Below are 22,245 nucleotides of genomic sequence, written 5' to 3'. Positions count from 1 at the left end.
GACACAATTATAAAAATTACCGCCGCAGTCACAAGCTGTCGGCAGGAGACCCCTCTATGCCCCGTCTGGCTAAACACCTCGCCTGGTTTGCCGTGGCCGTCCTGGGAGCGATTGCGCTGAGTGTCGTGGCCCTGCGCCGCGGCGAAGCGATCAACGCCCTCTGGATTGTCGTCGCAGCCGTTGCTATCTACCTGGTTGCCTACCGCTACTACAGCCTGTTCATCGCCAATAAAGTGATGCAGCTCGACCCCAATCGAGCGACCCCCGCAGTGCTCAACAATGATGGTCTGGACTACGTACCGACCAACAAACACGTCCTCTTCGGTCACCACTTCGCGGCCATCGCCGGCGCGGGGCCATTGGTCGGTCCGGTCCTGGCGGCGCAGATGGGCTACCTGCCCGGTACGCTGTGGCTGATCGCCGGGGTGGTGCTGGCCGGTGCCGTGCAGGACTTCATGGTCCTGTTCATGTCCACCCGCCGCAACGGTCGTTCCTTGGGCGATATGGTCCGCGAAGAAATGGGCCGCATCCCCGGCACCATCGCGCTGTTTGGCTGCTTCCTGATCATGATCATCATCCTCGCGGTGCTGGCGCTGATCGTGGTCAAGGCCCTGGCCGAAAGCCCGTGGGGCATGTTCACGGTCATGGCGACCATCCCGATCGCGATGTTCATGGGCATCTACATGCGCTACATCCGCCCGGGCCGCATCGGTGAAATCTCCATCATCGGCGTGTTCCTGCTGCTGGGCTCGATCTGGCTGGGCGGGCAGATTGCCGCTGATCCGGTGTGGGCCAAGGCGTTCACCTTCACCGGCGTGCAGATCACCTGGATGTTGATCGGTTACGGTTTCGTGGCTGCCGTTCTTCCGGTGTGGCTGATTCTGGCACCCCGTGACTACCTCTCTACCTTCCTCAAGATCGGCACCATCGTCGCGTTGGCGATCGGCATTCTGGTGACCATGCCCGAGCTGAAAATGCCGGCACTGACCCAGTTCATCGATGGCACTGGCCCGGTGTGGAAGGGCGGTATGTTCCCGTTCCTGTTCATCACCATTGCCTGTGGCGCGGTATCGGGTTTCCACTCGCTGATCGCTTCCGGCACCACGCCGAAATTGCTGGCCAGCGAAGGTCATGCCCGTTACATCGGTTACGGCGGCATGCTGATGGAGTCCTTCGTGGCGATCATGGCCATGGTTGCTGCATCGGTGATCGATCCGGGCGTGTACTTCGCCATGAACAGCCCTGCGGCCATTGTGGGTTCCGATGCTGTTTCGGTTGCTCAGACTGTCAGCAGCTGGGGCTTTGCGATTACCCCGGAGGCGCTGCAAGCCGTGGCCAAGGACATCGGTGAAACCACCATCCTGGCCCGCGCCGGCGGTGCACCGACCCTGGCGGTGGGTATCGCGCAGATCCTGCACCACGTCCTGCCGGGTGAAAACACCATGGCGTTCTGGTACCACTTTGCGATCCTGTTCGAAGCGTTGTTCATCCTGACTGCGGTCGACGCCGGTACCCGTGCCGGGCGTTTCATGCTGCAGGACTTGCTCGGCTCCTTCGTGCCGGCGCTCAAACGCACCGAATCCTGGACCGCCAACCTGATCGCCACTGCCGGTTGCGTGGCCATGTGGGGTTACCTGTTGTACCAGGGCGTGATCGATCCGCTGGGTGGCATCAACACCCTGTGGCCGCTGTTCGGCATCTCCAACCAGATGCTGGCCGGTATCGCGCTGATGCTCGGCACCGTGGTGCTGATCAAAATGAAGCGCCAGCGTTATGTGTGGGTGACCTTGCTGCCAGCCGTGTGGCTGCTGATTTGCACCAGCACTGCGGGCTTCATCAAGCTGTTCGACGCCAACCCGGCGATCGGCTTCCTGTCGCTGGCCAAGAAATACAGCGATGCCCTGGCCAACGGTCAGGTGCTGGCGCCGGCGAAGAACATTGATCAAATGCAGCATGTGATCTTCAACGCCTACACCAACGCCACACTGACCGCACTGTTCCTGTTCGTGGTATTCAGCATCCTGTTCTTTGCTCTCAAGGTCGGCATCGCCGCCTGGGGCACCAAGGAACGCACGGATAAAGAAGCGCCATACCAGGCACTGCCAGAAGCTTGATCGAGGGTTTGCAGCATGTTCAATGACTTGAGTCGCCTCGGAAAATACCTCGGTCAGGCCGCGCGCCTGATGGTCGGCATGCCCGACTACGACAACTACGTCGAGCACATGCAAAGCAAGCACCCGGACAAGCCGGTGATGGACTACGAGGCGTTCTTCCGCGAACGCCAGGAAGCCCGTTACGGCAGCAAGGCGGGGCCGAAGTGTTGTTGAGGCAATAAAAAAACCCGGCTGAATAAGCCGGGTTTTTTTATCTCTGTGTTCCGTCCGTCTCTACCCCGCGTGAGTCCGTTACAGGCTGAACCGCTGCAGAATACCTCCCAGCCCATCGGACATGGCCTTGAGCTCCTGGGTTGTTCGCACGATCCCGCCCTGGGCGGCAGCGTTCTCTTCTACGCTTTGTGCCACGCGTTCGACGTTACTGGCGACTTGTTCACTGGCTGCGCGTTGTTCCTGTAGCGACAACGAAATGAAACTGACGGCCGCAATGGATTCGTCCAGTACGCCCTTGATCTTGCTCATGGATTGTCCGGCGCTTTCGACCAGTTTCTGGCCATGAGTCACACGCTCGCAACCGGCGGACATGCTGTCCTTCGCTTTGACCATCCCGTTTTGTATGGCATTGACCAGGGTGACGATTTCCGTGGTGGATTGAGCGGTACGTGCGGCCAGACTGCGAACTTCGTCGGCGACCACGGCAAAGCCACGGCCTTGTTCACCGGCGCGTGCCGCTTCGATGGCGGCATTCAGGGCAAGGAGGTTGGTTTGTTCAGCGATGCCCCGAATCACTTCGACAATCAGGCTGATATCGTTTGACTGAATCGCCAGCTGATCGATGTCCGATGAGCTTTGCGCAACCAGATCGGCAATCTGCCCCATCTCCTCGATGGAGGCGTGCATGACCGCCATGCCTTCACCGGTGATTTCGCCGGCTTTCTGTGCAGTGCTTTGGGCCTGTCGAGCATTGTCGGCGATGTGATTGATGCTCACGGACAGCTCTTCTACCGTGGCGGCCATGGAAGAGGCGGTCTCGCTTTGCAGTGCGGCGCTGCTCAGTCCCTGTTCCGATGACGCAGACAATTGCAGTGTGGCCCCTTCGATTTGTTCGGAGGCCTGGCTGATCTTGCCGATCATATCGCTTAGGCTGTGGCGCATCGCCTGGACGGAGTGCAACACACCCGTCGACGGTCGTTGTCGATCACTGAGCGTGTGAGCCAGGTTTCCTTGAGCAATGTTCGAACTGATCGAAGCCAGTTCTGCCGGTTCAGCGCCGAGCTGGCGACTCAACATCCTGGAGAAGAACAGCGAATAGCCTGCTCCCGCTATCAGTGCCAATGCCAGAATCAACAGGCAGAGTTGAAGATTGGCGGTGTAGCCGACCTGGTTGAGTTCGAACTGGTTCCTGGCTTCCACCAGTTGAACTTCAATCAGCTCGGAAAATTTGTCTGACAAGGGGTCAATCAGCGGATACAGCTGATCGGTGGCGAATCGTGCGAGCGCCGCGTCGTCGTTCTGGCGCAGCATGCCCTGCAATGTTTGCAGTGGCCCGCGGGTGGCGTCCATCAGTGGGTCGATTTGCGCGATAAGCCGCGTTTCTGCCGGAATCAGTTGCGTCGATTTGTAGGACTGCCACGTCTGATCGATTTCTTTTTGGGCCTGCTCGATCCGGCTCAGCGATTCCGTTTTGGTGAAGTTGCCATTGCGTGCTTTGTGAGTGGCATCGACGATGTTCACTGCATACAGGTCGGCGATTTTTTTCAGGTCCCGCAGCGGGACGACTCGATCGAGGTAGACGGTTTCCAGGCTGCGTACGGCTGATTGCATGCCCTTGAGTCCAAGGCCGCCGACACAGAGTAATCCCAGCAGTAAAGCACTGGTCAGCAGCAGAAGATGAGTCCTGATTTTCCAGCTTTCCATAGTCCGGTCTTCCTGGGTCAACTAATTCAGTTAGTAATCGAAGGGGGAGGGGCTGTTGTGTTCATGCGCGGAAGGCACATTGACATCATGTACTGTGCGGACGAAAAAAGTCGCTGCCTGACCGGCGAGAAATGACGAATTAGCGACGTCTGACAGAATAAGCTGACGGCGTCTTCCGACGCCTGAACGAGAGGCAGGGGGCCGGGGTTATCGAGTCGTATCTACGACCGGGATACCACTCAATACATTGTGGGAGCGAGCAAGCCCGCTCCCACATTTGTTTTTTGTGGCGATCCGAATTTGCGGTGAAGTCGACTAACCGGCAATGCGCTTTTGGCGCAGCGCTACCGGTGCGTTCAGCAACATCCTCTCGAGATGATCCAGGTGTCGACTGAGCCGGGTTGCAGCCATCACCGCATCTCGACGCTCAACCGCATCCAAAACGGCTTCGTGCACCTGCCAATCGCAATAACCTTCGACCTGCGCATCTATCTGGGCAATCGCCAGCGATGTCTGCGGTACCAGGCCTTCAAGAAAATGCGCCAAGGGTGCATTCCCCGCCAACTCTGCCAACGCCAGATGAAAGTCTCCGGATAGTCGAAGTGCCTGGCCGCGCTCGGTGCATTGGCGTTCACGCTCGACGCTTGCGCGCAAGCGGTCTAAATCCAGGGGCTCAGGGCGCTGACAGGCCAGCCGCACCAGTGTGATCTCGGCCAGCCGTCGGGCGTGCAGCGTTTGCCGGGTTTGTTCCGCATCAGGCGCGGCGACTCGTGGCCGGTGATGGGTGCGTAGGATGATGATTTGCTGATGGGCCAGGCGCGTCAGCACGCTGCGAATCTCACTGCGTCGAACGCCGAACATCTGTCCCAGGCTGTCCTCGGTAAAGCGACTGCCGGGCAGGAGGCGCTGCTCAAGAATGGCGTCGAAGACCCGCGAATAGAGATCATCCGCAGACATGGGGAAGGGCAGGTCAACAAGAGTTTGCGGTGAGGCTACGCTGTTCATGGCCTGTCTCCAGCTTCAATTTTCAGGTTCGGGGTTCAACGGCTGAGGTTGTCTTCCGGAATGTTCAATTCGATGCCCATCCGCTGACCTTCGCGAAGGATGTGCCGGCGCATCTCGGCACTGGCCTGAGCGCTGTTCTTGCTGCGGATGGCACGTACCACGGCTTCGTTTTCTTCGAGGCGCTCGGCCAGATGCTCTGGCGAGTTGCGCAGCACGTCCGCGCTTTGCTTGAGGGCATTGCTGGTCTGCTGCACCACGCTCTGGAAAATCGGATTGGAGGTCAGTGTGAACAGCTCTTCGTGGAACGCGATGTAAGCGTTGACCCCGGCTTCGCTGTCGCCGGCTTCCAGGGCTTCGCGCATGTCCATCAAGGTCAGGCGCAGTTGCCCGACTTCCTTGCTGCTGATCGACTGCGCCACCAGACCGACGATAAATGGCTCAAGGGTGTAGCGCAGTTGCAGCACATCTTCGAGGCTCGCGCCGGCTACCGCGCTGTCATGGCTTTGACTGTCGTCCGGGTGGGCATCCAGTACCACCACGCCTTTGCCCGGCATCGAACGCACCAGCCCGAGGGTTTCCAGCACGATCACCGCTTCACGCAGGCTTGGGCGGCTGATGCCCAGTTGCTCGGCCAGTTCACGCTGGCCCGGCAACATGTCGCCGGAGCGCCATTGACCACGGGCCAGAGCGGCCCGAAGTTTTTCTACCACTGAATTGACGACGGTTGACGAGGTAATCACATTTCGCTCCAGGTCGCTATCAATGTGCCCGCCCGTGGGGCGGGCACAGTTTGTTTAAAATTCCTGCTGATGTCCGGGAACAACCGGTTTTCTCGGCTGGAAGGTATACCCCACCTGACCGGAAAGAACTTTGTTTGCCCGTTGGATATCGATGTCTTTTTCCCAGCGGGCGATGGCCACCGTGGCGACGCAGTTGCCGATCAGATTGGTCAGCGCCCGGCCGATGCCCATGAACCAGTCCACCGCCAGCACCAGCACCAGACCGACCACCGGAATGGCCGGAATCGCGGTCAGCGTTGCCGCCAGAATCACCAGTGCAGAACCGGGAATCCCGTGGGCACCTTTGGAGGTGATCAATGACACCAGCAGAATGGTCAGCAGGTCGGTCATCGCCAGTGGTGTGCCGGTGGCATTGGCAATAAAGACGATGGCCAGGGTCAGGTAGATCGAAAAGCCGTCCAGGTTGAACGAGTAGCCGGTTGGAATGACCAGGCCCACCGTGGAGCTGCCGATGCCCAGATGTTCGAGCTTGCGCATGATTTGCGGCAGTACGGCGTCGGAGGAGGCGGTGCCCATCACGATCAGCAATTCTTCGCGCAGGTACTTGAGCAAAGGCCACATCTTCAAGCCTGACAGACGCATCACCAGACCGAGAATCAAGGCCACGAACGCCACGCAGGTCAGGTAAAACAGGCCGACCAGGCTGCCCAGATGCTGCAGCGAGTCCAGGCCATATTTGCTGGTGGTGAACGCAATCGCCCCGAACACACCAATCGGCGCCAGGCGCACGATCATGCCCATGATGCGGAAGATCACGTGGCTGAGTTCGTTGATCAGCCTGGAAATCCCCGAGGCCGCTTCGCCCACCAGATTCAAGGCACTGCCGAACAGCACCGAGAACAGCAGCACTTGCAGGATGTTGTTGTCGGCGAAAGCACCGATGACCGAGGTCGGGATCAGGTCCATCAGGAACTGCGTGGTGGTGTGCATGTGCTGGCCACGCTGGGCGATGTCGCCCATATCGGCGGCGGACAGCTGATCCAGATGAATATTGGCGCCGCTGCCGATGCCGGTGGTGAAGGCGAACACCAGGCCTATCACCAGTGCGATGGTGGTCAGTATTTCGAAGTAGATCACCGATTTGAGGCCGATGCGCCCGACTTTTTTCAAGTCGCCGGCGCCGCTGATGCCGCTGACCACCACGCAGAACACGATCAGGCCGATGAGCATCTTGATCAGTTTGATGAAACCGTCGCCGAGGGGTTTGAGTTGTGCAGAGTATTCGGGAAGGGTCAGCCCGCAGATGATGCCGAGCACCAGTCCGAGAACCACTTGAAGGAAGATTGAACGCGAGCACCATCTGAGCATGGGAGGAATCCTGGTCGGTGTCCTGGCTGCCGTGCGCATGGCGCATCAGATTCAGGACTTAATTATTGTGGTCTTACCGGTATGTCCAGTGCAGGCGCAGTTTAGGCCAGGTTTTTTGGCGAATACAAGGGGAAAGGAGAAAATTGGCATGACCGGTCTGACCAGTGGTGCCGACACCGTTATCTGGTTAGGGGGGGAACCTGAGCGCTATCGTTCCGGGCGTTGTATGCCCAGTGCCCGATCAGATGCCTTGGCCTGGTGAATCAGGCGGCACAGGGTGGTGGCGATGGCGATTGCCAGCAGTGGCCAGTAGATGAACAGCGCATTCAGGGACATGGTGTTTCCTCACGCTGCAAACAGTCTTCATGAAGCTGGCATCCCTCCAGCAATGAATGGAGTTGATTATCGTACGCTTTTATGACAATGCCGAAATAAGCGATTAATGGCTCAACTGCAAGCTTTTGTGGGAGCGAGCCTGCTCGCGAACGCGGAATGTCAGGCAACAAAAATGTTGAATGTGATGCCGTCTTCGCAAGCTGGCTCGCTTGTATGGTAGGACTTGAAGGGAGGAGTCAGAGCAGTGGAATGCTGTAGCTGACGATCAAGCGATTCTGGTCCTGATTCCGAGACGCCTGGCTGTGGGACTCACCATTGCGCCAGCCGAATCCGACCCCCTTGAGCGGACCGGACTGCAAGGTGTAATCGAGGCTGATGTCTCGCTCCCATTCCTTCTGAGTCGAACCGCTGGCAGTCTTGATGTTGTCGCCGCTGAGGTAAATGACCGAGGCCTTCAGACCCGGCAGGCCGAGTGCCGCGAAGTCGTAGGCGTATTGGCCGAATGCGGTGCGCTCGCCCGCGCGGGTGAAGGTCTGGATCAAACGGTCGGTGTACAGGTACAGGCTGGCGCCGCCAGCACCCTTGTCCGGTAAGCCACCCTGGTTGAGCTGGGTGAAGCCGCTGCCGCCGGACACGCTTTGATAACCGGCGGTGAAGGCGTGGGCGCCCAGGGTGTAAATCAGCGCGGCGCTCCAGGTGCGGTTGTCGATTTCGCCGTCATTGCCCTGGGTGTAGCCGCTGATCCGGTAGCCGGACGTCCCGCTGCTGTTTTCACCCGATGAATCGGTATTGAAGTAGCGCAGGTCGGTTTTCAGCGATTGATTGTCGGCGATCACCAGGGTGTGGATCAGGCCGAAAAACTGCTGCGTGTAGTAGTCGTCCAGGTGTGCGTAGTAATACTGTGCGGTCAGGTCCTTGGTCACTTTCCAGTCGCCGCCAGCGAAGTCGAAGTGGTTGCTCTCCCGCGTACCGCCGGTGGCCGCCAGGCCGGTTTGATCGCTGGAACCGCGGCCCGTCGCATGTTCGATCCGCCCTCCGATCAGGGTCAGGTCCTTGAACTCGCTCGACATCAGTTGGCCGCCTTCGAAGGTCTGCGGTAACAGCCGACCGTCGTTCGACACCAGGATCGGCAACCTCGGCATCAACGTGCCCAGGCGCAGTTCGGTTTTCGAGACCTTGACCTTGCCGGTCAGGCCCAGGCGACTCCACTCGTCGACGGCGCTGTTATCGCTGTCCGAGGGAATCATGCTGCTGCCGACGTGGCGCCCCTTGCCACTGTCCAGGGTCACCCCCATCAGTCCCAGCGCGTCGACGCCGAAACCGACCTGGCCGTCGGTGTAACCCGATTTGAAGTCCAGCAGGAAACCCTGCGCCCATTCTTCGGTTTTCGAAGGGGCGGCGGTGCCGTCGCGGTTGTCGTTGTTGAAGTAGAAGTTCTTCAGGCCCAGGGTGGCTTTGCTGTCACCCAAAAAATCCGCCTGTGCCTGGTTGCCGAGTACGATGCCGCCCAGCGCCAAGGTCGCCGCTATGTATTTACTGCTCATGTATGTTGCCCGTTTTTTTTCGTTGGAAGTGGGGAACTCCCACCGTTGCGGTGGGAGAGGCAGACGGTCGGGGTCAGATACCCAGCACATTGGCGCCGATGCACGGATCGATCCCGCGTTCCAGGCGACGGGGGTGCACGATGACGGTGATTTCCATCGAGCCGGTGGTCACTTCGAAGTCGAGGATGTGGCCGCCGTAGGCCTGGAAAGTGCTGTCGCCGGCGACGCCATGCATGTGAATCGAAGGCTGATCGTTCTTCCACGCCACGGAGCCGGTGATGCTGGCCATCTCGACGTTGCTGAAGGTCTTGGCGTCGAAGTCCTTTTTATCCTTGTTCCAGAACCCGAATTTCACGTTGCCGAAACCGATGCCGCTGATCGAGGCACTGGGGATTTTTTCGGCGATGGCCAGTTTGGTCAGTTCCTTGTAGGCGTTGTCGCCCATGCGCAGGACCATCAGATAACCGGTGGCGGTCTTGGTGTAGCGCGGGGTGGTTTCGGTTGCGCATTGCATGGTCGTGGTCGTCGCGGTGGTCGATGTTTCGGCCATGGCCGATGGGGACAGGATTGAGCCGATCAGCATGGCGGCGCTGATCGCCAGCAGCAGTTTCGACAGGGGTTGTTTCGGTTGACGTTGCACTTGCATGGGACTTCCTCTGTTGTTGTTTTTGTAGGGATGAAGCGTTTCAGGCACAGCGATGCCCGGCGCCTGGGGGACCAGGCGCTGCTGTCATGGGATTAACAGTGGGCGTGGGGTGCTGCGTTGATTCGCGGGCTTACAGCGCTTCGCGACTCATGACGCCGTCCAGCAACCGGGCGATGCCCAGCGGGTTGGCGTTTTTCAGTGCATCCGGCAGCAGGCTGTCGGGGCAATTCTGGTAGCACACCGGGCGCAGGAAACGATCGATCGCCAGGGTCCCCACCGAGGTGCCGCGCGCGTCGGAGGTGGCCGGGTACGGGCCGCCGTGGACCATGGCGTCGCAGACTTCCACCCCGGTGGGGTAGCCGTTGAACAGTACGCGCCCGACTTTTTGTTCCAGCAGGGCCAGGACATCGCCCAGGTTGTCGAGCTCCGCGTCCTCGACCATTAGGGTCGCGGTCAACTGGCCGCGCAAGCCGTGCAGGGCCTGGATCAGCTCGGCATGGCTCGCCACTTCGACGACGATGGTGGTCGGGCCGAAGACTTCTTCCTGCAGCAGTTCGTCACCCTCGATCAGCAGGCTGACATCGGCCTTGAACAGTTGCGGCCGTGCCTGATTGCCCTGTTGCGCTGTGCCGGCCAGGCGCGTCATGCCTGGGTGAACACCAAGGTTTTCCAGGCCGTGGCAGTAGCTTTTCAGCGCGCCGCTGTTGAGCATGGTCTGCGCCTGTTGCTCAGCCATGACGGCGGCAAAACGTTCGAGGAACGCCGAGAACTCCGGCGAACGAATGCCCAGCACCAAGCCTGGATTGGTGCAGAACTGGCCTGCGCCCAGCACCACGGAAGCAGCCAGCTCGCTGGCGATCTTGTCACCGCGTGCCTTGAGTGCTTCAGGCATCAGCAGCACCGGGTTGATGCTGCTCATCTCGGCGAACACCGGGATCGGCTGCGCACGGGCCGCTGCCATGTCGCACAGTGCGCGGCCACCGCGCAACGAACCGGTGAAGCCCACGGCCTGAATCGCCGGATGCTTGACCAGCGCCTCGCCGATGCTGCCGTAGAGCATGTTGAACACGCCCTTGGGCATATTGGTTTTTTCTGCGGCGCGCAGGATCGCGCCGGCGACGTAATCGGCGGTGGCCATGTGGCCGCTGTGGGCCTTGAACACCACCGGGCAACCGGCGGCGAACGCGGCAGCGGTATCGCCGCCGGCGGTGGAGAAGGCCAGCGGGAAGTTGCTGGCGCCGAACACGGCCACCGGACCCAGGCCGGTGCGGTACTGACGCAGGTCCGGGCGCGGCAATGGTTGACGCTCTGGTAGTGCCCGATCGATGCGCGCCCCGTAAAAATCACCACGACGCAGGGTTCTGGCGAACAGGCGCATCTGGCCGCTGGTGCGTGCCCGCTCACCTTGAATGCGTCCGGCGGGCAGGGCCGTTTCGCGGCAGACCAGGGCGATGAAGCTGTCATCCAGTGCATCCAGTTCAGCGGCGACTGCATCGAGGAATTCGGCGCGGCGTTCGGCCGACAGATGACGGAAGATCGGGTAGGCACTGGCGGCCGCTTCGGCGGCGGCATTCACCTCTTCCACAGTCGCCGAATGGAAGCGATAGGGCAGCGCATCGCCCGTGCTGGCATCAAAGCTTTGCAGGGTGACGGTACCGCTCGCTGAACGGGTACCGGCAATGTAGTTGTGGCCTGAAACTTCAAACATGGGAACTCCTGAAGGGCTGTTCAAACAAGTCGGTAAAGGCGTCGGGCGTTGTCATGGAACAGCGCCAGCCGGTCGGTGACGGGGCGGTCGCGAACGATGGTCTTGAAGCCGTCGAGAATCTCGCTCATGCCGTTTACCACGCCATCGACCGGGTAATTGGTAGCGAATGCGCAACGGCTGACACCGAAGATCGAAATCGCGTCGTTGACTACCCCGCGGTTCGCGTCCACGGGCCATGGCTCGCCGGGGATGCAGATACCGGAAATCTTCAGTGCGACGTTCGGCTCCCGGGCCAGCAGCGCCAGGTTTTCACGCCAAGCCGCCAAACCTTCACGGGAACGGTCGGACGGCAGCGCCGTGTGGTTGACCACGATGGTCACGTCGGGAAAGTCCCTGGCCAACTCGGCCGCTTCCGGCAGGTGCCACCAGGGCGCCTGCAATTCGAAGTGCAGGCCGTACTCCGCCAACAGGGCGTAGCCGTCTCGCCAACGTGGATCACGCAGGGAACCGGGCGCGGCGAAATTTTCACGCCAGTCTTCACGGCGGATGACCGTCGGTTTGTGGCGTATGCCGCGCACCAACAGGTGTCGGGCGTACTCACGCAACAGGTCGGGGGCGTCTTCCCGGTCGAGCCAGGCCTGGGCCACCATGGCGGCCAGGGTTTGTTCATCCTCGGCCAGCGACTCGACAAAACGCACTTCTTCCAGCGGCGTTGCCGGATCCCACTCGCCCTCGATCAGTACGGTCTGGACAATCCGGTGCATGCCGGTCAGGCGGCGATAGTCCCGGGGCAGGAAGTTGCGGCAGATCGACGAGTAATCGCCGTAGCGAAACGGCCGCAACGGCCGGTCGTTCAGCCACGGGTAGTAATGGGCGTCGATATCGAAGTAGTGCTGATGGGCATCGACGATGGGCAAGTCGGCGTCATCGCCGCTAGCCAGGAAACGCGCGCGCCAGTCGATGGCCGATGGGTCATTCATGGCGGGTCTCCAGGCGGTAGAAACGTTGGGCATTGCCGGCGAGCACCGCCTCCTGAACCTCGCGGCCCATGGGCGCAAGCATCGCGGCGACGCCATCGGCGAGGGTGTCGTAGGAGGCGCGCAACCCCGCCACCGGGAAGTTGCTGGCGAACATGCAGCGCTCGACGCCGAAGATCTCCAGCGCGGTGAGTACTACGATGCGATTGTCCTCGAAGCGCCACGGCAAATCCTTGAGGCCGAATTCCGAGAGCTTGATGTGCACGTTGGGTTGCAAGGCCAGGGCTTCCAGGCCCTTGCGCCAGCGCGCCATGCCTTCGGGGCTGCGGTCCCAGGCGAAACCGGTGTGGTTGAGGGCGATGCGGATCCGCGGAAACATCGCTGCCACTTGCGCCGCTTCCACCAGGTGCCACGGCGGCACGCGCAGGTCCCAGGACAAGTCGTAGCGCTCGAGCAGGGCAAAGCCTTCCAGCCATTTCGGGTCCTGCAGGGTGCCAGGCGCTCCGGCAATCGAGACGTCCGGTGAGGCCGACGTCACCGGCTTCGAGCGGATACCCTTGACCAGCGGCCGGGCCGCCTGGGCCGCGAGGATCTCGGCACTGTCTTCGCGATCGAACCAGGCGTGGGCGACGATGGCGTTGGGGAAACCGTAGCGGGCGTTCACCTGTTCCAGCCAGCGGGTTTCGGCGACCTGCTCATCCCGGGCGCGCTCGGCCTCGACATGCACCGTGCCGATCAAGCGTTGATTTTCGGTCAGCGCGAGGAAGTGCCCGGGCAGGAAATCACGGCGCAGGGAATGGTAGTCACCGAGGAAAAAATCCTCGTGATACTCGTCTTGCAACCAAGGATAGCGGCCGTTGCCGAGGTCCCACAGGTGATGGTGGGCATCGACGATCGGCAGTGCATCCTTGGCCGCGAGGTTGGGCAAGCCGTTGCGTTCATGCAGGGTGATCATGTCGAGGCACTCAACGCGACGCAGTGAGGCGTGCAGGACTGAGCGCGCCATCGTCGACTTCGCCGGCTTCGGCTGCGGCGGCCTTGGCCTGTACGCGGCTACGCAGTTTGGCGACGTTGACCACCACCCGTGTGTGCGCCGCCGTCGCCACCAGTTCCACGTCATCGCGCACTTCGACATTGAAGGTGACGCTGCGGCCTTCGATGCGGGTGACCGTGGCCACGATGCTCACCGACATGCCCAGCAGCGTGGCGCCCACGTGGCGGATATCCACCGCCGCGCCCACGGTATTTTCGCCGTCGTCGAGGAAGGTCAGCAGGTAGTCCAGACAGGCCTGTTCGATGTCATCCACCAAACGCGGAGTGGCGTAGATGCGCAAGTCCTCACCAAGAAACGAGATGGTGCGCGGCGGGTCGACGATCAGCCGGCGTTCGGTGGTGGAGCCGGTTTCCAGGGTGGAGAAATTCATAAGCAACCTCGTGTTTGAGTGTCGACGGTCGCGGCGGCGACCGTCGGCAGGGGTGTCAAAAGGTGATTCAGGACGGCAGGAAACCGATGGAGATCCACGGCACGGCGATCAACACCGCCAGGGCTACGACCAGCGCACCGAGGTACGGCCAGACCCGGCGCATGGCACCGCTCGGATCGACCTTGGCGATGGCGCAGGCGGCATAGAACCCCACGCCGAATGGCGGCGCGAACAGGCCCAGGCCCATGGCGAAGATCGCGACCATGGCGTAGTGCACGTCGTTGATGCCCATGGTCTTGGCAATCGGGAACAGCAGCGGCCCGAACAACACGATGGCCGGAATGCCCTCCAGGAAACTGCCGAGCAGGATGAAGGCCACGGCGGAGATGATCAGGAAACCCCAGGCACCACCGGGTACGGTCGACATCACCTGCGCCAGTTGATGGGAGAAGCCCGACTGGGTCAGGGCCCAGGCCATGGCGGTGGCACTGCCGATGATGATCAGGATCGCGCCGGACAACGACGCGGTGCTGACCAGGATCGGGTACAGGCGCTTCCACTCGAAGCAGCGGTAGCACAGCAAGCCGACGATAAAGGTGTAGGCGACGCCGATGGCAGCCACTTCGGTGGCGGTGGCGACGCCCTCGACCACCGCGGTGCGGATCACGAAGGGCAGGGCCAGGGCCGGTATCGCCAGCAGTAGCGAATGACCGATTTCCTTGCCCGAGGCGCGTTTGCCGGTAGAAGCCTCGCCTTTGCGGTTTTTCCACCAGATCACCACCGCCATGGCAATCGCACCCACCACCGCCGGCATGAAACCGCCGGTGAACAGCGCGGAAATCGACACACCGGTGACCGAGCCGATGGTGATCAGCACCAGGCTCGGCGGGATGGTTTCCGACATCGCACCAGAGGCATTGAGCATCGCCACCAGTTCGTTTTCATCTTCGCCGCGTTTCTTCATTTCCGGGAACAGCGCCGGGGCAATGGCCGCCATGTCGGCCGCTTTCGAGCCGGAAATCCCCGAGATCAGGTAGATGGCACCGATCAGCACATAGGACAGCCCTCCGCGCACATGGCCGATCAACGAACACAGGAAGCGGATCATCGCCCGCGCCATGCCCATGGCTTCGATCAGCGCGCCCAGGAACACGAACAGCGGAATCGCCAGCAGGATCAGGCTGGCCATGCCTTCGTCCATGCGCCCGACCACCAGGGTCAGCGGTGTGCTGGTCATGGTCGACAGATACGCCACGGTGGCCAGGCCGAACGCAACCATGATCGGTACGCCGATGACGATCATGCCCATCACGCCGATCATGAAGAACACGATCAGGTTCCAGTTGCCCATCAGCAGCAGGGTGCCTTCACCGGCCCACAGCAGCGCCGCCAGCGAGCCGAGCATCGCCACCGACACGGTGAAGTCGATCAGCCGCGCGCTGGTCAACAGCCGTGCGACGCAGGTCAACAGCATCAGGCTCAGGCCGACGGCGATGGCCGACACGCGAAACGCGTTGGGAATTTCCAGGGCGGCGGTGGTGATGATCCATTCATCACTGACGAACTCCCAGGCTGGCGAGAACAGCATCACGATAAAGGTGATGACGATCACCGCGCCGAAGGTGTCGACGAAGGCGCGCTTTTCCGCCGGCAGGCGGGCGATGAACGATGTCAGGCGCATGTGCTCGCCGCGCCGCATCGCCACCACCGACCCGAGCATCGCCAGCCACAGGAACAGCAGCGAGGCCATTTCGTCGCCCCAGACAATCGGCTGGTTGAGTACGTAGCGGGAGAACACGTTGCAGAACAGCAAGGTGACTTCGAGGATCACCAGCAGCGCGGCGCTGCCCTCGGTCGCCCAGCGCAGGGCGGTGTCGAGGGAGCGGCCAAGGCGCAGTGCGGTGTGGCGTGGGCTGAGTCCTTCAGCAGGAGAAACGTCCGTCATAGGTATCTCGTTTTTCATGACTGTGTCTCCGACTCAGGACAATTGACCCGCGTATTGTTCAAGCAGGTTCCAGGCTTCATCGCCGTATTTCTGTTTCCACTGGGTGTAGAAACCTTTCTTCTGCAGGTCGGCGCGGAACAGTGAGCGGTCGACCTTATTGAAGGTGATGCCCTGGGCGGTCAGCGATGGCTCCAGGCTGGCGTTGAGGTCGATCACTTGCTGACGTTGAACCAGAGCGGCGGCGTTGATCTGCCGGGAGACGATTTCCTGCACGTCCTTGGGCAGTTTCGGGAAGGTCTTGCCCGAGCCGAGGATCCAGAAGCCGCCCCAGATGTGGTCGGTCAGCGAGCAATATTTCTGCACTTCATAGAAGCGCGCCGACTCGACCACTACCAACGGGTTTTCCTGGCCGTCGACGACTTTGGTCTGCAACGCCGAGTAGGTTTCGTTGATGCTGATGCCGGTGGGGGCGGCACCGAGGGCGCTGAACATGGAGGTCCACAATGGACTGACCAGCACACGTAACTTGAAGCCGGCGAGGTCTTGAGGGGTGTTGATCGGGCGGGTCGAACTGGTGATCTGGCGGAAGCCGTTGTTCCAGACTTTCTCCATCGGGATCAGCCCGACCTTGGTGGTCTGGGCGCGCACGTAGTCGCCCAGTTTGCCGTCCAGCGCGGCCCAGACAGTTTCATAGTCCTTGAAGGCGAACGGCATGCTCTCGATGGACATCGCCGGCACCAGGGTGGAGAGAATCGCACCGGGCAGGGGAATGAAATCCACCGCACCGGCGCGTACCTGGGACAGCATGTCGGTGTCGCCGCCCATGGAGGCGTTGGCATACACCTGCAGGTCCACGTCGCCGTTGGTTTCGGCCTTGATCGCCTCGGACGCGGCCTTCATCTGTTTGTTCAGCGGATGGGTGTCGGGCAGGCTGCTGCTGTAGCGCAACACAATGGGTTTGGTCGCGGCAAACACGCCGCTGGTGGGTAGCAGGCTGGCGGCGAATGCACCGCCAACGGTGACGCCGGCACCGACCAGGAAAGATCGGCGGCTGACGGCTTCGGTCAAGATACGGCTCATGTTATTCACCTTTTTGTTTTTGTTGTTCTGGTTGTTCTGTAGGAGCGAGCTTGCTCCCATAGGGTTTTATGGTTTGCCGGCGACTCAGGAGGCCCGCGCCAGCACCGCCTTGCTGCGAATCAGGTCATCGATTTCGTCTTCGTCATAACCGCTTTCCATGAGCACCTCGCGGGTGTGCTCGCCGAGCAACGGTGCCGGGCGGCTGGTTTGTGGCGGAGCGTTGTCCATGTCGGAAAAGTGAATCGGCAGGCCCATACCGCGCACGCGGCCTTCAGTCGGGTGTTCGGTTTCCACCACCATTCCCCGTGCCTGGGTTTGCGGGTGGGCGAGGGCGGCGGCGATGTCCAGGACCGGTCCGGCGGGCAGGCCGAGGCTGTCGAACAGCACCATCCACTCATCAGTGGTGCGGGCCACCAGCACTTCGTTGAGGATTTCCACCAGCGCCAGACGGTGCTGCATGCGCAGGGCGTTGCTGGCGAAGCGTGGGTCGGCCTTGAGTTGCGGAACGGCCAGGGCTTCGACCAGGCGTTCGTAGTTGGCCTGGTTGGCGGCGCCGATGTTGATCCAGCCGTCGGCGGTGCGGAACACTTGGTACGGTGCGCTGGTGGAGTTGGCCGAGCCCATTTTTGGCAGGATGGTGCCATCGGCGAAGTAGGCCGCCGCCGGCCAGAACATCTGTTGCAGGCCGGCTTCGAACAGCGAGGTGTCGACCATTTGCCCCAGCCCGGTTTTTTGTTTGGCGGCGTAAGCGGCGCAGATACCGAGCGCGGCGAGGATGCCGGAGTTGATGTCGGCCACCGGCGAACCGGCCTTGACCGGCTCACGCCCGGCTTCACCGGTCATGCTCATCATGCCGCTCATGCCTTGGGCGATCAGGTCGAAACCGCCCTTGTCGCCGAACGGGCCGCTGCGGCCGTAACCGGAGATCGCGCAGTAGATCAGCCCCGGATTCAGGGTTTTCAGTGTGTCGTAGCCCAGGCCGAATTTCTCCATGGTGCCGGCGCGGTAGTTTTCCGTGACCACGTCGGCGTCCATCAGCAGGCGGCGCAGCACGTCGCGGCCGCCGTCGGTCTTGAGGTTCAGGCCGATGCCGCGCTTGTTGCGGTTAACCACCATGAACGAAGCGGACTCGCCGCTGGCCATGATCGGCGAGAAGCGCCGGGAGTCATCGCCGTCGGGCACTTTCTCGACCTTGACCACGTCGGCACCCATGTCGGCCAGCATCATGCCGCACACTGGCCCGGACATGATGTGAGCCAGTTCTACCACGCGCATTCCTGTCAGCGGTCCCATGTCATTTACCCTCGAATTGTGGTTTGGCTTTGGCGATGAACGCCTTGAGACCGATCTGAAAATCGTCGGTGTCGTAGCAGAAGTAGCTGTGATCGATCTGCGCCGCACTGGGCGCCTGGCCGGCTTCGAGCTGGCGTGCGGCCTGGCGATGCCAGCGGGCGACCAGGGGCGCGCCGTTGGCGATGCGTCGGGCGGTGGCGAGGGTTTCGCTCTCGACTTCGGCATCGGCGACGACCCGGGTCACGAGGTTTTTCACGTAGGCGTCCTGGGCATCGAGGATGCGACCTTCGAGGAGGATTTCCAGGGTGGTGGAACGCCCGGCCAGCGCCACCAGCCCGGCCATTTCGTCATAGGACATGACCAGGCCGAGCTTGCCGACCGGCGCGCCGAAGCGGCTGGACGTGCCGCAGATGCGCAAGTCGCACAGCGCCGCGATCTCCAGGCCACCGCCGACGCACACGCCGTGGATCATCGCGATCACCGGGTGCCGGCAGTCGGCAACCGCGCGCATCGCCGCCGAGGTGACTTCGGCATACACGCGGGCTTGAGAAGGATTGGCGCGTACGCTTGGAAACTCACCGACGTCGGCACCGGCGGCAAAGGCCTGTTCGCCTTCGCCGCGCAACACCACGCAGCGCACGCTCGGGTCGGCGGACAGTGTGCTCATGACGTCCCCAAGGTCCTGCCACATGGACAGGTTGAGGGCATTCATTTTTCCCGGGTTGCTGAGGGTGACGATGGCAAGGTTGTCTTGCCGTTCGAAAAGGACAGTGGGCTTCATGGTTGTTCTGCCATCGCTGCTTCACGTTTCACGAGAACGTAAGCGTGATTGCGGCGATGGGTTGGCCTCCTGAATTTTTATTGTTGGAAAGCAGGGTGCGGCGGTGCTTACAGCGATTGCCGGAGCATCGTCAGGTAATCCGCGCTGGATGCCTCGCGCGGGTTGGTCTTGTGGCTGTGATCGTGCAGCGCGCCCTCGATGATGTGCTCGAACAGGCTTTCGTCGACGCCGATTTCGCTCAGGCGGGTCGGCAGGCCCAGGCGCCGGGTCATGGCCTCGATGGCCGAGCCGATGTTGGCGTCGGCTGCCAGACCCATGGCATGGCGCAGGCGTTCGAGCTTTTGCTCGTCGCGCACGGTGGGGGAGTCGGCGTTGAAGTGCACCACCGCCGGCAGGAATATCGCGTTCAAGGTACCGTGGTGCAGTTTCGGATTGATCCCGCCAAGGGCGTGGGACAGGCTGTGTACGCAGCCCAGGCCTTTCTGGAACGCCAGTGCGCCCTGCATCGACGCACTCATCATGTTCAACCGCGCCTGGCGATCACCGGGCTCGGCGGTAGCACGTTCGATGTGGCTCCAGGCGCGCCACAGGCCGTCGAGGGCGATGCCGTCCGCAGCCGGATTGAAGGCGGGTGCCATGAAGGTCTCGATGCAATGGGCGATGGCATCCATGCCGGTGGCGGCCGTGAGCATCGGGGGAAGGCCGAGGGTCAGCTCGGGATCGCAGATGGCCACGCGGGGTACGACATAGGGGGAGATCACGCCGACCTTGCGACCGTCGTCGAGAATCAGAATGGCCCCTCGGCCGACTTCGCTGCCGGTACCGGCGGTGGTCGGGATCGCGATCAACGGCGCGGTGGCCGAGGTGATGCGTTCCAGTCCACCCTCGATCACCGCAAAGCTTTGCAGCGGGCCATTATGGGTGGCGCACACCGCCACACCTTTGGCCAAGTCGATGGAGGAGCCACCGCCAACCGCGATGATGCCGTCGCACTCGCCCTGGCGGTATAGCGCGACCGCTTCACGTACGGCGTGTTCGTTCGGGTTGGGTGGGGTCGCGTCGAAGATCGTGTAAGGGCGGTTGGCGCCGAGGGCAGCGATGACCTTGTCGACGATGCCGGCATTGCGCACGCCCAGGTCGGTGACAATCAGCGCACGGGTAATGCCGGCACGCTCGGCTTCGGCGGCCAGGTGCGCCAGGCTGTCGTAGCCGAACTGGATTTTGGTGACGTAATTGATGAGGGACATGATTCACCACAAGTTATACAGGATTGTTATTGTTGCAATCGGTTCGCGGCGGTAGCGCGGTGGCGTTATGGTCAAACCCATTGCATTGCCTGACTGTGGAGCGGACTATAGGGCCGTCGTGGTGACCCCGATACTGACAACTTTCGATACCTCTATAACTTCTAGTTAACCCTGATGACGCCCTCACTCAACTCGATCATGTCCCGTTTGCACATCAAGCAATTGCGCTTGTTGATAGCCCTTGATGAGCACGGCTCCTTGCTGGGCGCGGCCAAGCAGGTGTCCCTGACCCAGCCCGGCGCGAGCAAGGCGCTGCAGGAAATCGAAACCACCTTCGGCACTTCGCTGTTCACCCGCACTAACCGCGGGCTTGAGCCAAACGATGCCGGGCGCTCGGTGATTCGTTACGCGCGGTTGATCCAGACCGATCTTGCTCACCTGCGCGAAGAGATCATCGGCATCATGAGCGGCGAGGGCGGGCGCGTGTCGGTGGGCACCATCATGGGCGCCGTGCCGCTGCTGACCACGGCGATCAGCCGGGTGATCGCCGACAACCCGAAAATGTCCGTGGAGATCGTCGAAGACACCAGCGCCGCACTGCTGGGCCAACTCGACGCCGGACGGCTGGACCTGGCGATCTGTCGTACCACCATCAGCACCACACCCTATCTGTATGAGAGCGCGACTTTCGTCGAGGAAACCCTGGCGGTGATCGCCAGCACCCAGCATCCATTCGCCTATGCCAGGAGGCTGACCTTGAAGGATCTGGTGGATTATCGCTGGGTGGTTTATCGCGCCAACATGCCCATGCGCCTGCTGCTGGAACGGGAGTTTCACGAAGCCAACCTGCGCTTCCCGGTACACTTGCTGGAAACCACGTCGGCCTTTGCCACGCTGTCGTTGTTGCAGGAGAACCCGACGCTGGTGGCGCTGGTCTCGACGGACGTGGCGAACTTCTGTTCCGGCAACGGTTTCACCACCACGCTGCCGCTGGCCATTACCTCACGCAGCGAGCCGTATGAGCTGGTTTCGCGCAAAGGCGTGCCGGATTCACCGGCGGCCAGGCTGCTGCGCCAGGCGTTGTTGAATCCGGGCTGATCCGCTGCTTTTTGCTTCAGCTGAGCCTTTGCGCAGTGAGGGTGCGGCGCTAGAGTCAGAGGCGCATTCCAGGGGACTTCAGGCCATGTACAGTGCGCTGGACATACCGGGCGGCGCTCGGCAGTTTCACGACCGGATCTATGCCGGGGAGATCATTCGCGTCACTGACTTGCCGGCCATGGCGGCGCTGGTGGCGGTCGCCCGTGAGTTGCTCGAGGAGGCGCTGCATCCGTGGTCGCCGCAAGCGATTCATCGTCACCTGAGCCACAGCGAGCAGACCGTACGTTTTTCCCGGTGCCAGAACGCTTTCGCCAGCTCTGCCGAAGTCCAGCGGCGCTGGCAGGCTGTCGTCGAGAGCATCGGGATTGACCTGGACACCCTGGCTTGCGATCGCTTGCACCTGCGTTTTCAGCCGCACCGTGAGCCGCAGCACGTCGCGCCACGCGCCCGCACCACGGCCACCATCGCCTTTCACCGCGACACCTGGGGCTCGAATCTGTATGCCCAGACCAATTGGTGGGCACCGATTTATCCAATCACCACGGGGCGCACCTTCGCCTTGTATCCGGCGTTGTGGCAGCGACCGCTGCTCAATTCCAGTGCGGAGTTCGACATGCAGGCGATTTTGCAACGCTCCCATCGCGACGGTCGCAACGCGGTGGATGCCGATGAGGCCATCCCGCATCTGCTGGAGGCGATCGATCCGCAGCAGGGCATTGCCGTCGATATCGCACCGGGCAGCCTGATTGCCTTTTCCGGCGCGCATGCCCATGTCGGCGTCGGCAACAGCAGCGGATTGACGCGGATCTCCTTCGAAACCCGCTCGATTCTGATCGACGATCTGCGGACCGGATTGGGGGCGCCCAATGTTGACGGTCATGCGCCGTGGATGACGCCGGGGCTGTTTCGGCGTTTGAGCGATGCCAGGCGCCTGAACGAAATCCTCGGTTGCGGATTTATCGAGCCTTACAACCCGCCAGAACACCACTAGACCCATTGTGGGAGCGAGCAAGCCCGCTCCC

Annotated in this window: 20 protein-coding genes; 4 read left to right on the top strand and 16 right to left on the bottom strand. The window is 61.6% G+C overall.

Annotated elements, in window-relative coordinates:
- The first annotated feature begins 56 nt into the window (after nt 1-56).
- Both FFS64_RS09965 and FFS64_RS09960 read left to right on the top strand, forming a co-directional pair.
- Nucleotides 57-2,114, top strand: a complete 2,058-nt coding sequence (locus FFS64_RS09965; RefSeq protein ID WP_137805231.1) for a carbon starvation CstA family protein — start codon at nt 57-59, stop codon at nt 2,112-2,114.
- Between the two features lie 15 nt (nt 2,115-2,129).
- Nucleotides 2,130-2,327 (top strand): YbdD/YjiX family protein, encoded by a 198-nt coding sequence (locus FFS64_RS09960; RefSeq protein ID WP_008051268.1) that lies wholly within the window; start codon nt 2,130-2,132, stop codon nt 2,325-2,327.
- A gap of 78 nt (nt 2,328-2,405) precedes the next feature.
- On the opposite strand, the gene FFS64_RS09955 is transcribed toward FFS64_RS09960, so the two are convergent.
- From FFS64_RS09955 to FFS64_RS09880, 16 genes are all read right to left on the bottom strand, one after another.
- Nucleotides 2,406-4,031: a methyl-accepting chemotaxis protein gene (locus FFS64_RS09955; RefSeq protein WP_137805230.1), complete on the bottom strand. Its 1,626-nt coding sequence runs from the start codon at nt 4,029-4,031 to the stop codon at nt 2,406-2,408.
- Nucleotides 4,032-4,346: 315 nt separating this feature from the next.
- Nucleotides 4,347-5,036 carry a GntR family transcriptional regulator gene (locus tag FFS64_RS09950; RefSeq protein WP_137805229.1) on the bottom strand — a complete coding sequence of 230 codons (690 nt, stop codon included), beginning with the start codon at nt 5,034-5,036 and terminating at the stop codon, nt 4,347-4,349.
- Nucleotides 5,037-5,071: 35 nt separating this feature from the next.
- The gene (locus FFS64_RS09945; protein ID WP_137805228.1) at nt 5,072-5,776 is read right to left on the bottom strand and encodes a FadR/GntR family transcriptional regulator; all 705 of its coding nucleotides are present in this window, start codon (nt 5,774-5,776) and stop codon (nt 5,072-5,074) included.
- A gap of 54 nt (nt 5,777-5,830) precedes the next feature.
- The gene (locus FFS64_RS09940; protein ID WP_095193634.1) at nt 5,831-7,144 is read right to left on the bottom strand and encodes a C4-dicarboxylate transporter DctA; all 1,314 of its coding nucleotides are present in this window, start codon (nt 7,142-7,144) and stop codon (nt 5,831-5,833) included.
- Between the two features lie 207 nt (nt 7,145-7,351).
- Nucleotides 7,352-7,480, bottom strand: a complete 129-nt coding sequence (locus FFS64_RS31650) for a hypothetical protein (RefSeq protein ID WP_256660434.1) — start codon at nt 7,478-7,480, stop codon at nt 7,352-7,354.
- 236 nt (nt 7,481-7,716) lie between these two features.
- Nucleotides 7,717-9,024 carry an OprD family porin gene (locus FFS64_RS09930; RefSeq protein WP_137805226.1) on the bottom strand — a complete coding sequence of 436 codons (1,308 nt, stop codon included), beginning with the start codon at nt 9,022-9,024 and terminating at the stop codon, nt 7,717-7,719.
- Between the two features lie 73 nt (nt 9,025-9,097).
- On the bottom strand, nt 9,098-9,670 hold the full coding sequence (locus FFS64_RS09925; protein ID WP_137805225.1) for a PPC domain-containing DNA-binding protein: 573 nt from the start codon (nt 9,668-9,670) through the stop codon (nt 9,098-9,100).
- 130 nt (nt 9,671-9,800) lie between these two features.
- Nucleotides 9,801-11,378, bottom strand: a complete 1,578-nt coding sequence (locus FFS64_RS09920; RefSeq protein ID WP_137805224.1) for an aldehyde dehydrogenase (NADP(+)) — start codon at nt 11,376-11,378, stop codon at nt 9,801-9,803.
- 20 nt (nt 11,379-11,398) lie between these two features.
- Complete coding sequence (locus FFS64_RS09915; protein ID WP_137805223.1) at nt 11,399-12,358, bottom strand: amidohydrolase; 960 nt, start codon at nt 12,356-12,358, stop codon at nt 11,399-11,401.
- Nucleotides 12,351-13,310 carry an amidohydrolase family protein gene (locus tag FFS64_RS09910; RefSeq protein WP_137805296.1) on the bottom strand — a complete coding sequence of 320 codons (960 nt, stop codon included), beginning with the start codon at nt 13,308-13,310 and terminating at the stop codon, nt 12,351-12,353. The genes FFS64_RS09915 and FFS64_RS09910 overlap by 8 nt, the downstream gene beginning before the upstream one ends.
- Nucleotides 13,311-13,320: 10 nt before the next feature.
- The gene (locus tag FFS64_RS09905; protein WP_137805222.1) at nt 13,321-13,779 is read right to left on the bottom strand and encodes a thioesterase family protein; all 459 of its coding nucleotides are present in this window, start codon (nt 13,777-13,779) and stop codon (nt 13,321-13,323) included.
- A gap of 67 nt (nt 13,780-13,846) precedes the next feature.
- A complete protein-coding gene (locus FFS64_RS09900; protein ID WP_256660432.1) occupies nt 13,847-15,724 on the bottom strand; it encodes a TRAP transporter large permease subunit in 1,878 nt (625 codons plus the stop codon).
- A gap of 33 nt (nt 15,725-15,757) precedes the next feature.
- Nucleotides 15,758-16,804: a TRAP transporter substrate-binding protein gene (locus FFS64_RS09895; RefSeq protein ID WP_137805220.1), complete on the bottom strand. Its 1,047-nt coding sequence runs from the start codon at nt 16,802-16,804 to the stop codon at nt 15,758-15,760.
- Between the two features lie 84 nt (nt 16,805-16,888).
- Entirely contained in the window at nt 16,889-18,097 is a 1,209-nt protein-coding gene (locus tag FFS64_RS09890; protein WP_137805219.1) for a CaiB/BaiF CoA-transferase family protein, read from the bottom strand.
- Between the two features lies 1 nt (nt 18,098).
- A complete protein-coding gene (locus tag FFS64_RS09885; protein ID WP_137805218.1) occupies nt 18,099-18,878 on the bottom strand; it encodes an enoyl-CoA hydratase-related protein in 780 nt (259 codons plus the stop codon).
- A 107-nt stretch (nt 18,879-18,985) separates the two neighbouring features.
- Nucleotides 18,986-20,125, bottom strand: coding sequence for an iron-containing alcohol dehydrogenase (locus tag FFS64_RS09880; protein WP_137805217.1), 1,140 nt, complete (start codon nt 20,123-20,125; stop codon nt 18,986-18,988).
- Between the two features lie 174 nt (nt 20,126-20,299).
- Here FFS64_RS09880 and FFS64_RS09875 point away from each other — a divergent pair, with 174 nt between their 5' ends.
- Together FFS64_RS09875 and FFS64_RS09870 are read left to right on the top strand one after the other, a co-directional pair.
- Nucleotides 20,300-21,223 (top strand): LysR family transcriptional regulator, encoded by a 924-nt coding sequence (locus FFS64_RS09875; protein WP_137805216.1) that lies wholly within the window; start codon nt 20,300-20,302, stop codon nt 21,221-21,223.
- 85 nt (nt 21,224-21,308) lie between these two features.
- Complete coding sequence (locus tag FFS64_RS09870; RefSeq protein WP_137805215.1) at nt 21,309-22,214, top strand: hypothetical protein; 906 nt, start codon at nt 21,309-21,311, stop codon at nt 22,212-22,214.
- Nucleotides 22,215-22,245: the final 31 nt, after the last annotated feature.

Source organism: Pseudomonas sp. G(2018) (assembly GCF_005502415.1).
Classification (GTDB): domain Bacteria; phylum Pseudomonadota; class Gammaproteobacteria; order Pseudomonadales; family Pseudomonadaceae; genus Aquipseudomonas.
Note: the sequence above shows the minus strand (reverse complement) of the source record. Positions and strands in the feature narration are given on the sequence as shown.

Bases quoted from the DNA above. Each gene is read 5' to 3' on its own strand.
- FFS64_RS09965 (WP_137805231.1), top strand. From the start codon at position 57: ATGCCCCGTCTGGCTAAACACCTCGCCTGGTTTGCCGTGGCCGTCCTG.
- FFS64_RS09960 (WP_008051268.1), top strand. From the start codon at position 2,130: ATGTTCAATGACTTGAGTCGCCTCGGAAAATACCTCGGTCAGGCCGCG.
- FFS64_RS09955 (WP_137805230.1), bottom strand. From the start codon at position 4,031: ATGGAAAGCTGGAAAATCAGGACTCATCTTCTGCTGCTGACCAGTGCT.
- FFS64_RS09950 (WP_137805229.1), bottom strand. From the start codon at position 5,036: ATGAACAGCGTAGCCTCACCGCAAACTCTTGTTGACCTGCCCTTCCCC.
- FFS64_RS09940 (WP_095193634.1), bottom strand. From the start codon at position 7,144: ATGCTCAGATGGTGCTCGCGTTCAATCTTCCTTCAAGTGGTTCTCGGA.
- FFS64_RS31650 (WP_256660434.1), bottom strand. From the start codon at position 7,480: ATGTCCCTGAATGCGCTGTTCATCTACTGGCCACTGCTGGCAATCGCC.
- FFS64_RS09930 (WP_137805226.1), bottom strand. From the start codon at position 9,024: ATGAGCAGTAAATACATAGCGGCGACCTTGGCGCTGGGCGGCATCGTA.
- FFS64_RS09925 (WP_137805225.1), bottom strand. From the start codon at position 9,670: ATGCAAGTGCAACGTCAACCGAAACAACCCCTGTCGAAACTGCTGCTG.
- FFS64_RS09920 (WP_137805224.1), bottom strand. From the start codon at position 11,378: ATGTTTGAAGTTTCAGGCCACAACTACATTGCCGGTACCCGTTCAGCG.
- FFS64_RS09915 (WP_137805223.1), bottom strand. From the start codon at position 12,358: ATGAATGACCCATCGGCCATCGACTGGCGCGCGCGTTTCCTGGCTAGC.
- FFS64_RS09910 (WP_137805296.1), bottom strand. From the start codon at position 13,310: ATGATCACCCTGCATGAACGCAACGGCTTGCCCAACCTCGCGGCCAAG.
- FFS64_RS09905 (WP_137805222.1), bottom strand. From the start codon at position 13,779: ATGAATTTCTCCACCCTGGAAACCGGCTCCACCACCGAACGCCGGCTG.
- FFS64_RS09900 (WP_256660432.1), bottom strand. From the start codon at position 15,724: ATGACGGACGTTTCTCCTGCTGAAGGACTCAGCCCACGCCACACCGCA.
- FFS64_RS09895 (WP_137805220.1), bottom strand. From the start codon at position 16,804: ATGAGCCGTATCTTGACCGAAGCCGTCAGCCGCCGATCTTTCCTGGTC.
- FFS64_RS09890 (WP_137805219.1), bottom strand. From the start codon at position 18,097: ATGGGACCGCTGACAGGAATGCGCGTGGTAGAACTGGCTCACATCATG.
- FFS64_RS09885 (WP_137805218.1), bottom strand. From the start codon at position 18,878: ATGAAGCCCACTGTCCTTTTCGAACGGCAAGACAACCTTGCCATCGTC.
- FFS64_RS09880 (WP_137805217.1), bottom strand. From the start codon at position 20,125: ATGTCCCTCATCAATTACGTCACCAAAATCCAGTTCGGCTACGACAGC.
- FFS64_RS09875 (WP_137805216.1), top strand. From the start codon at position 20,300: ATGACGCCCTCACTCAACTCGATCATGTCCCGTTTGCACATCAAGCAA.
- FFS64_RS09870 (WP_137805215.1), top strand. From the start codon at position 21,309: ATGTACAGTGCGCTGGACATACCGGGCGGCGCTCGGCAGTTTCACGAC.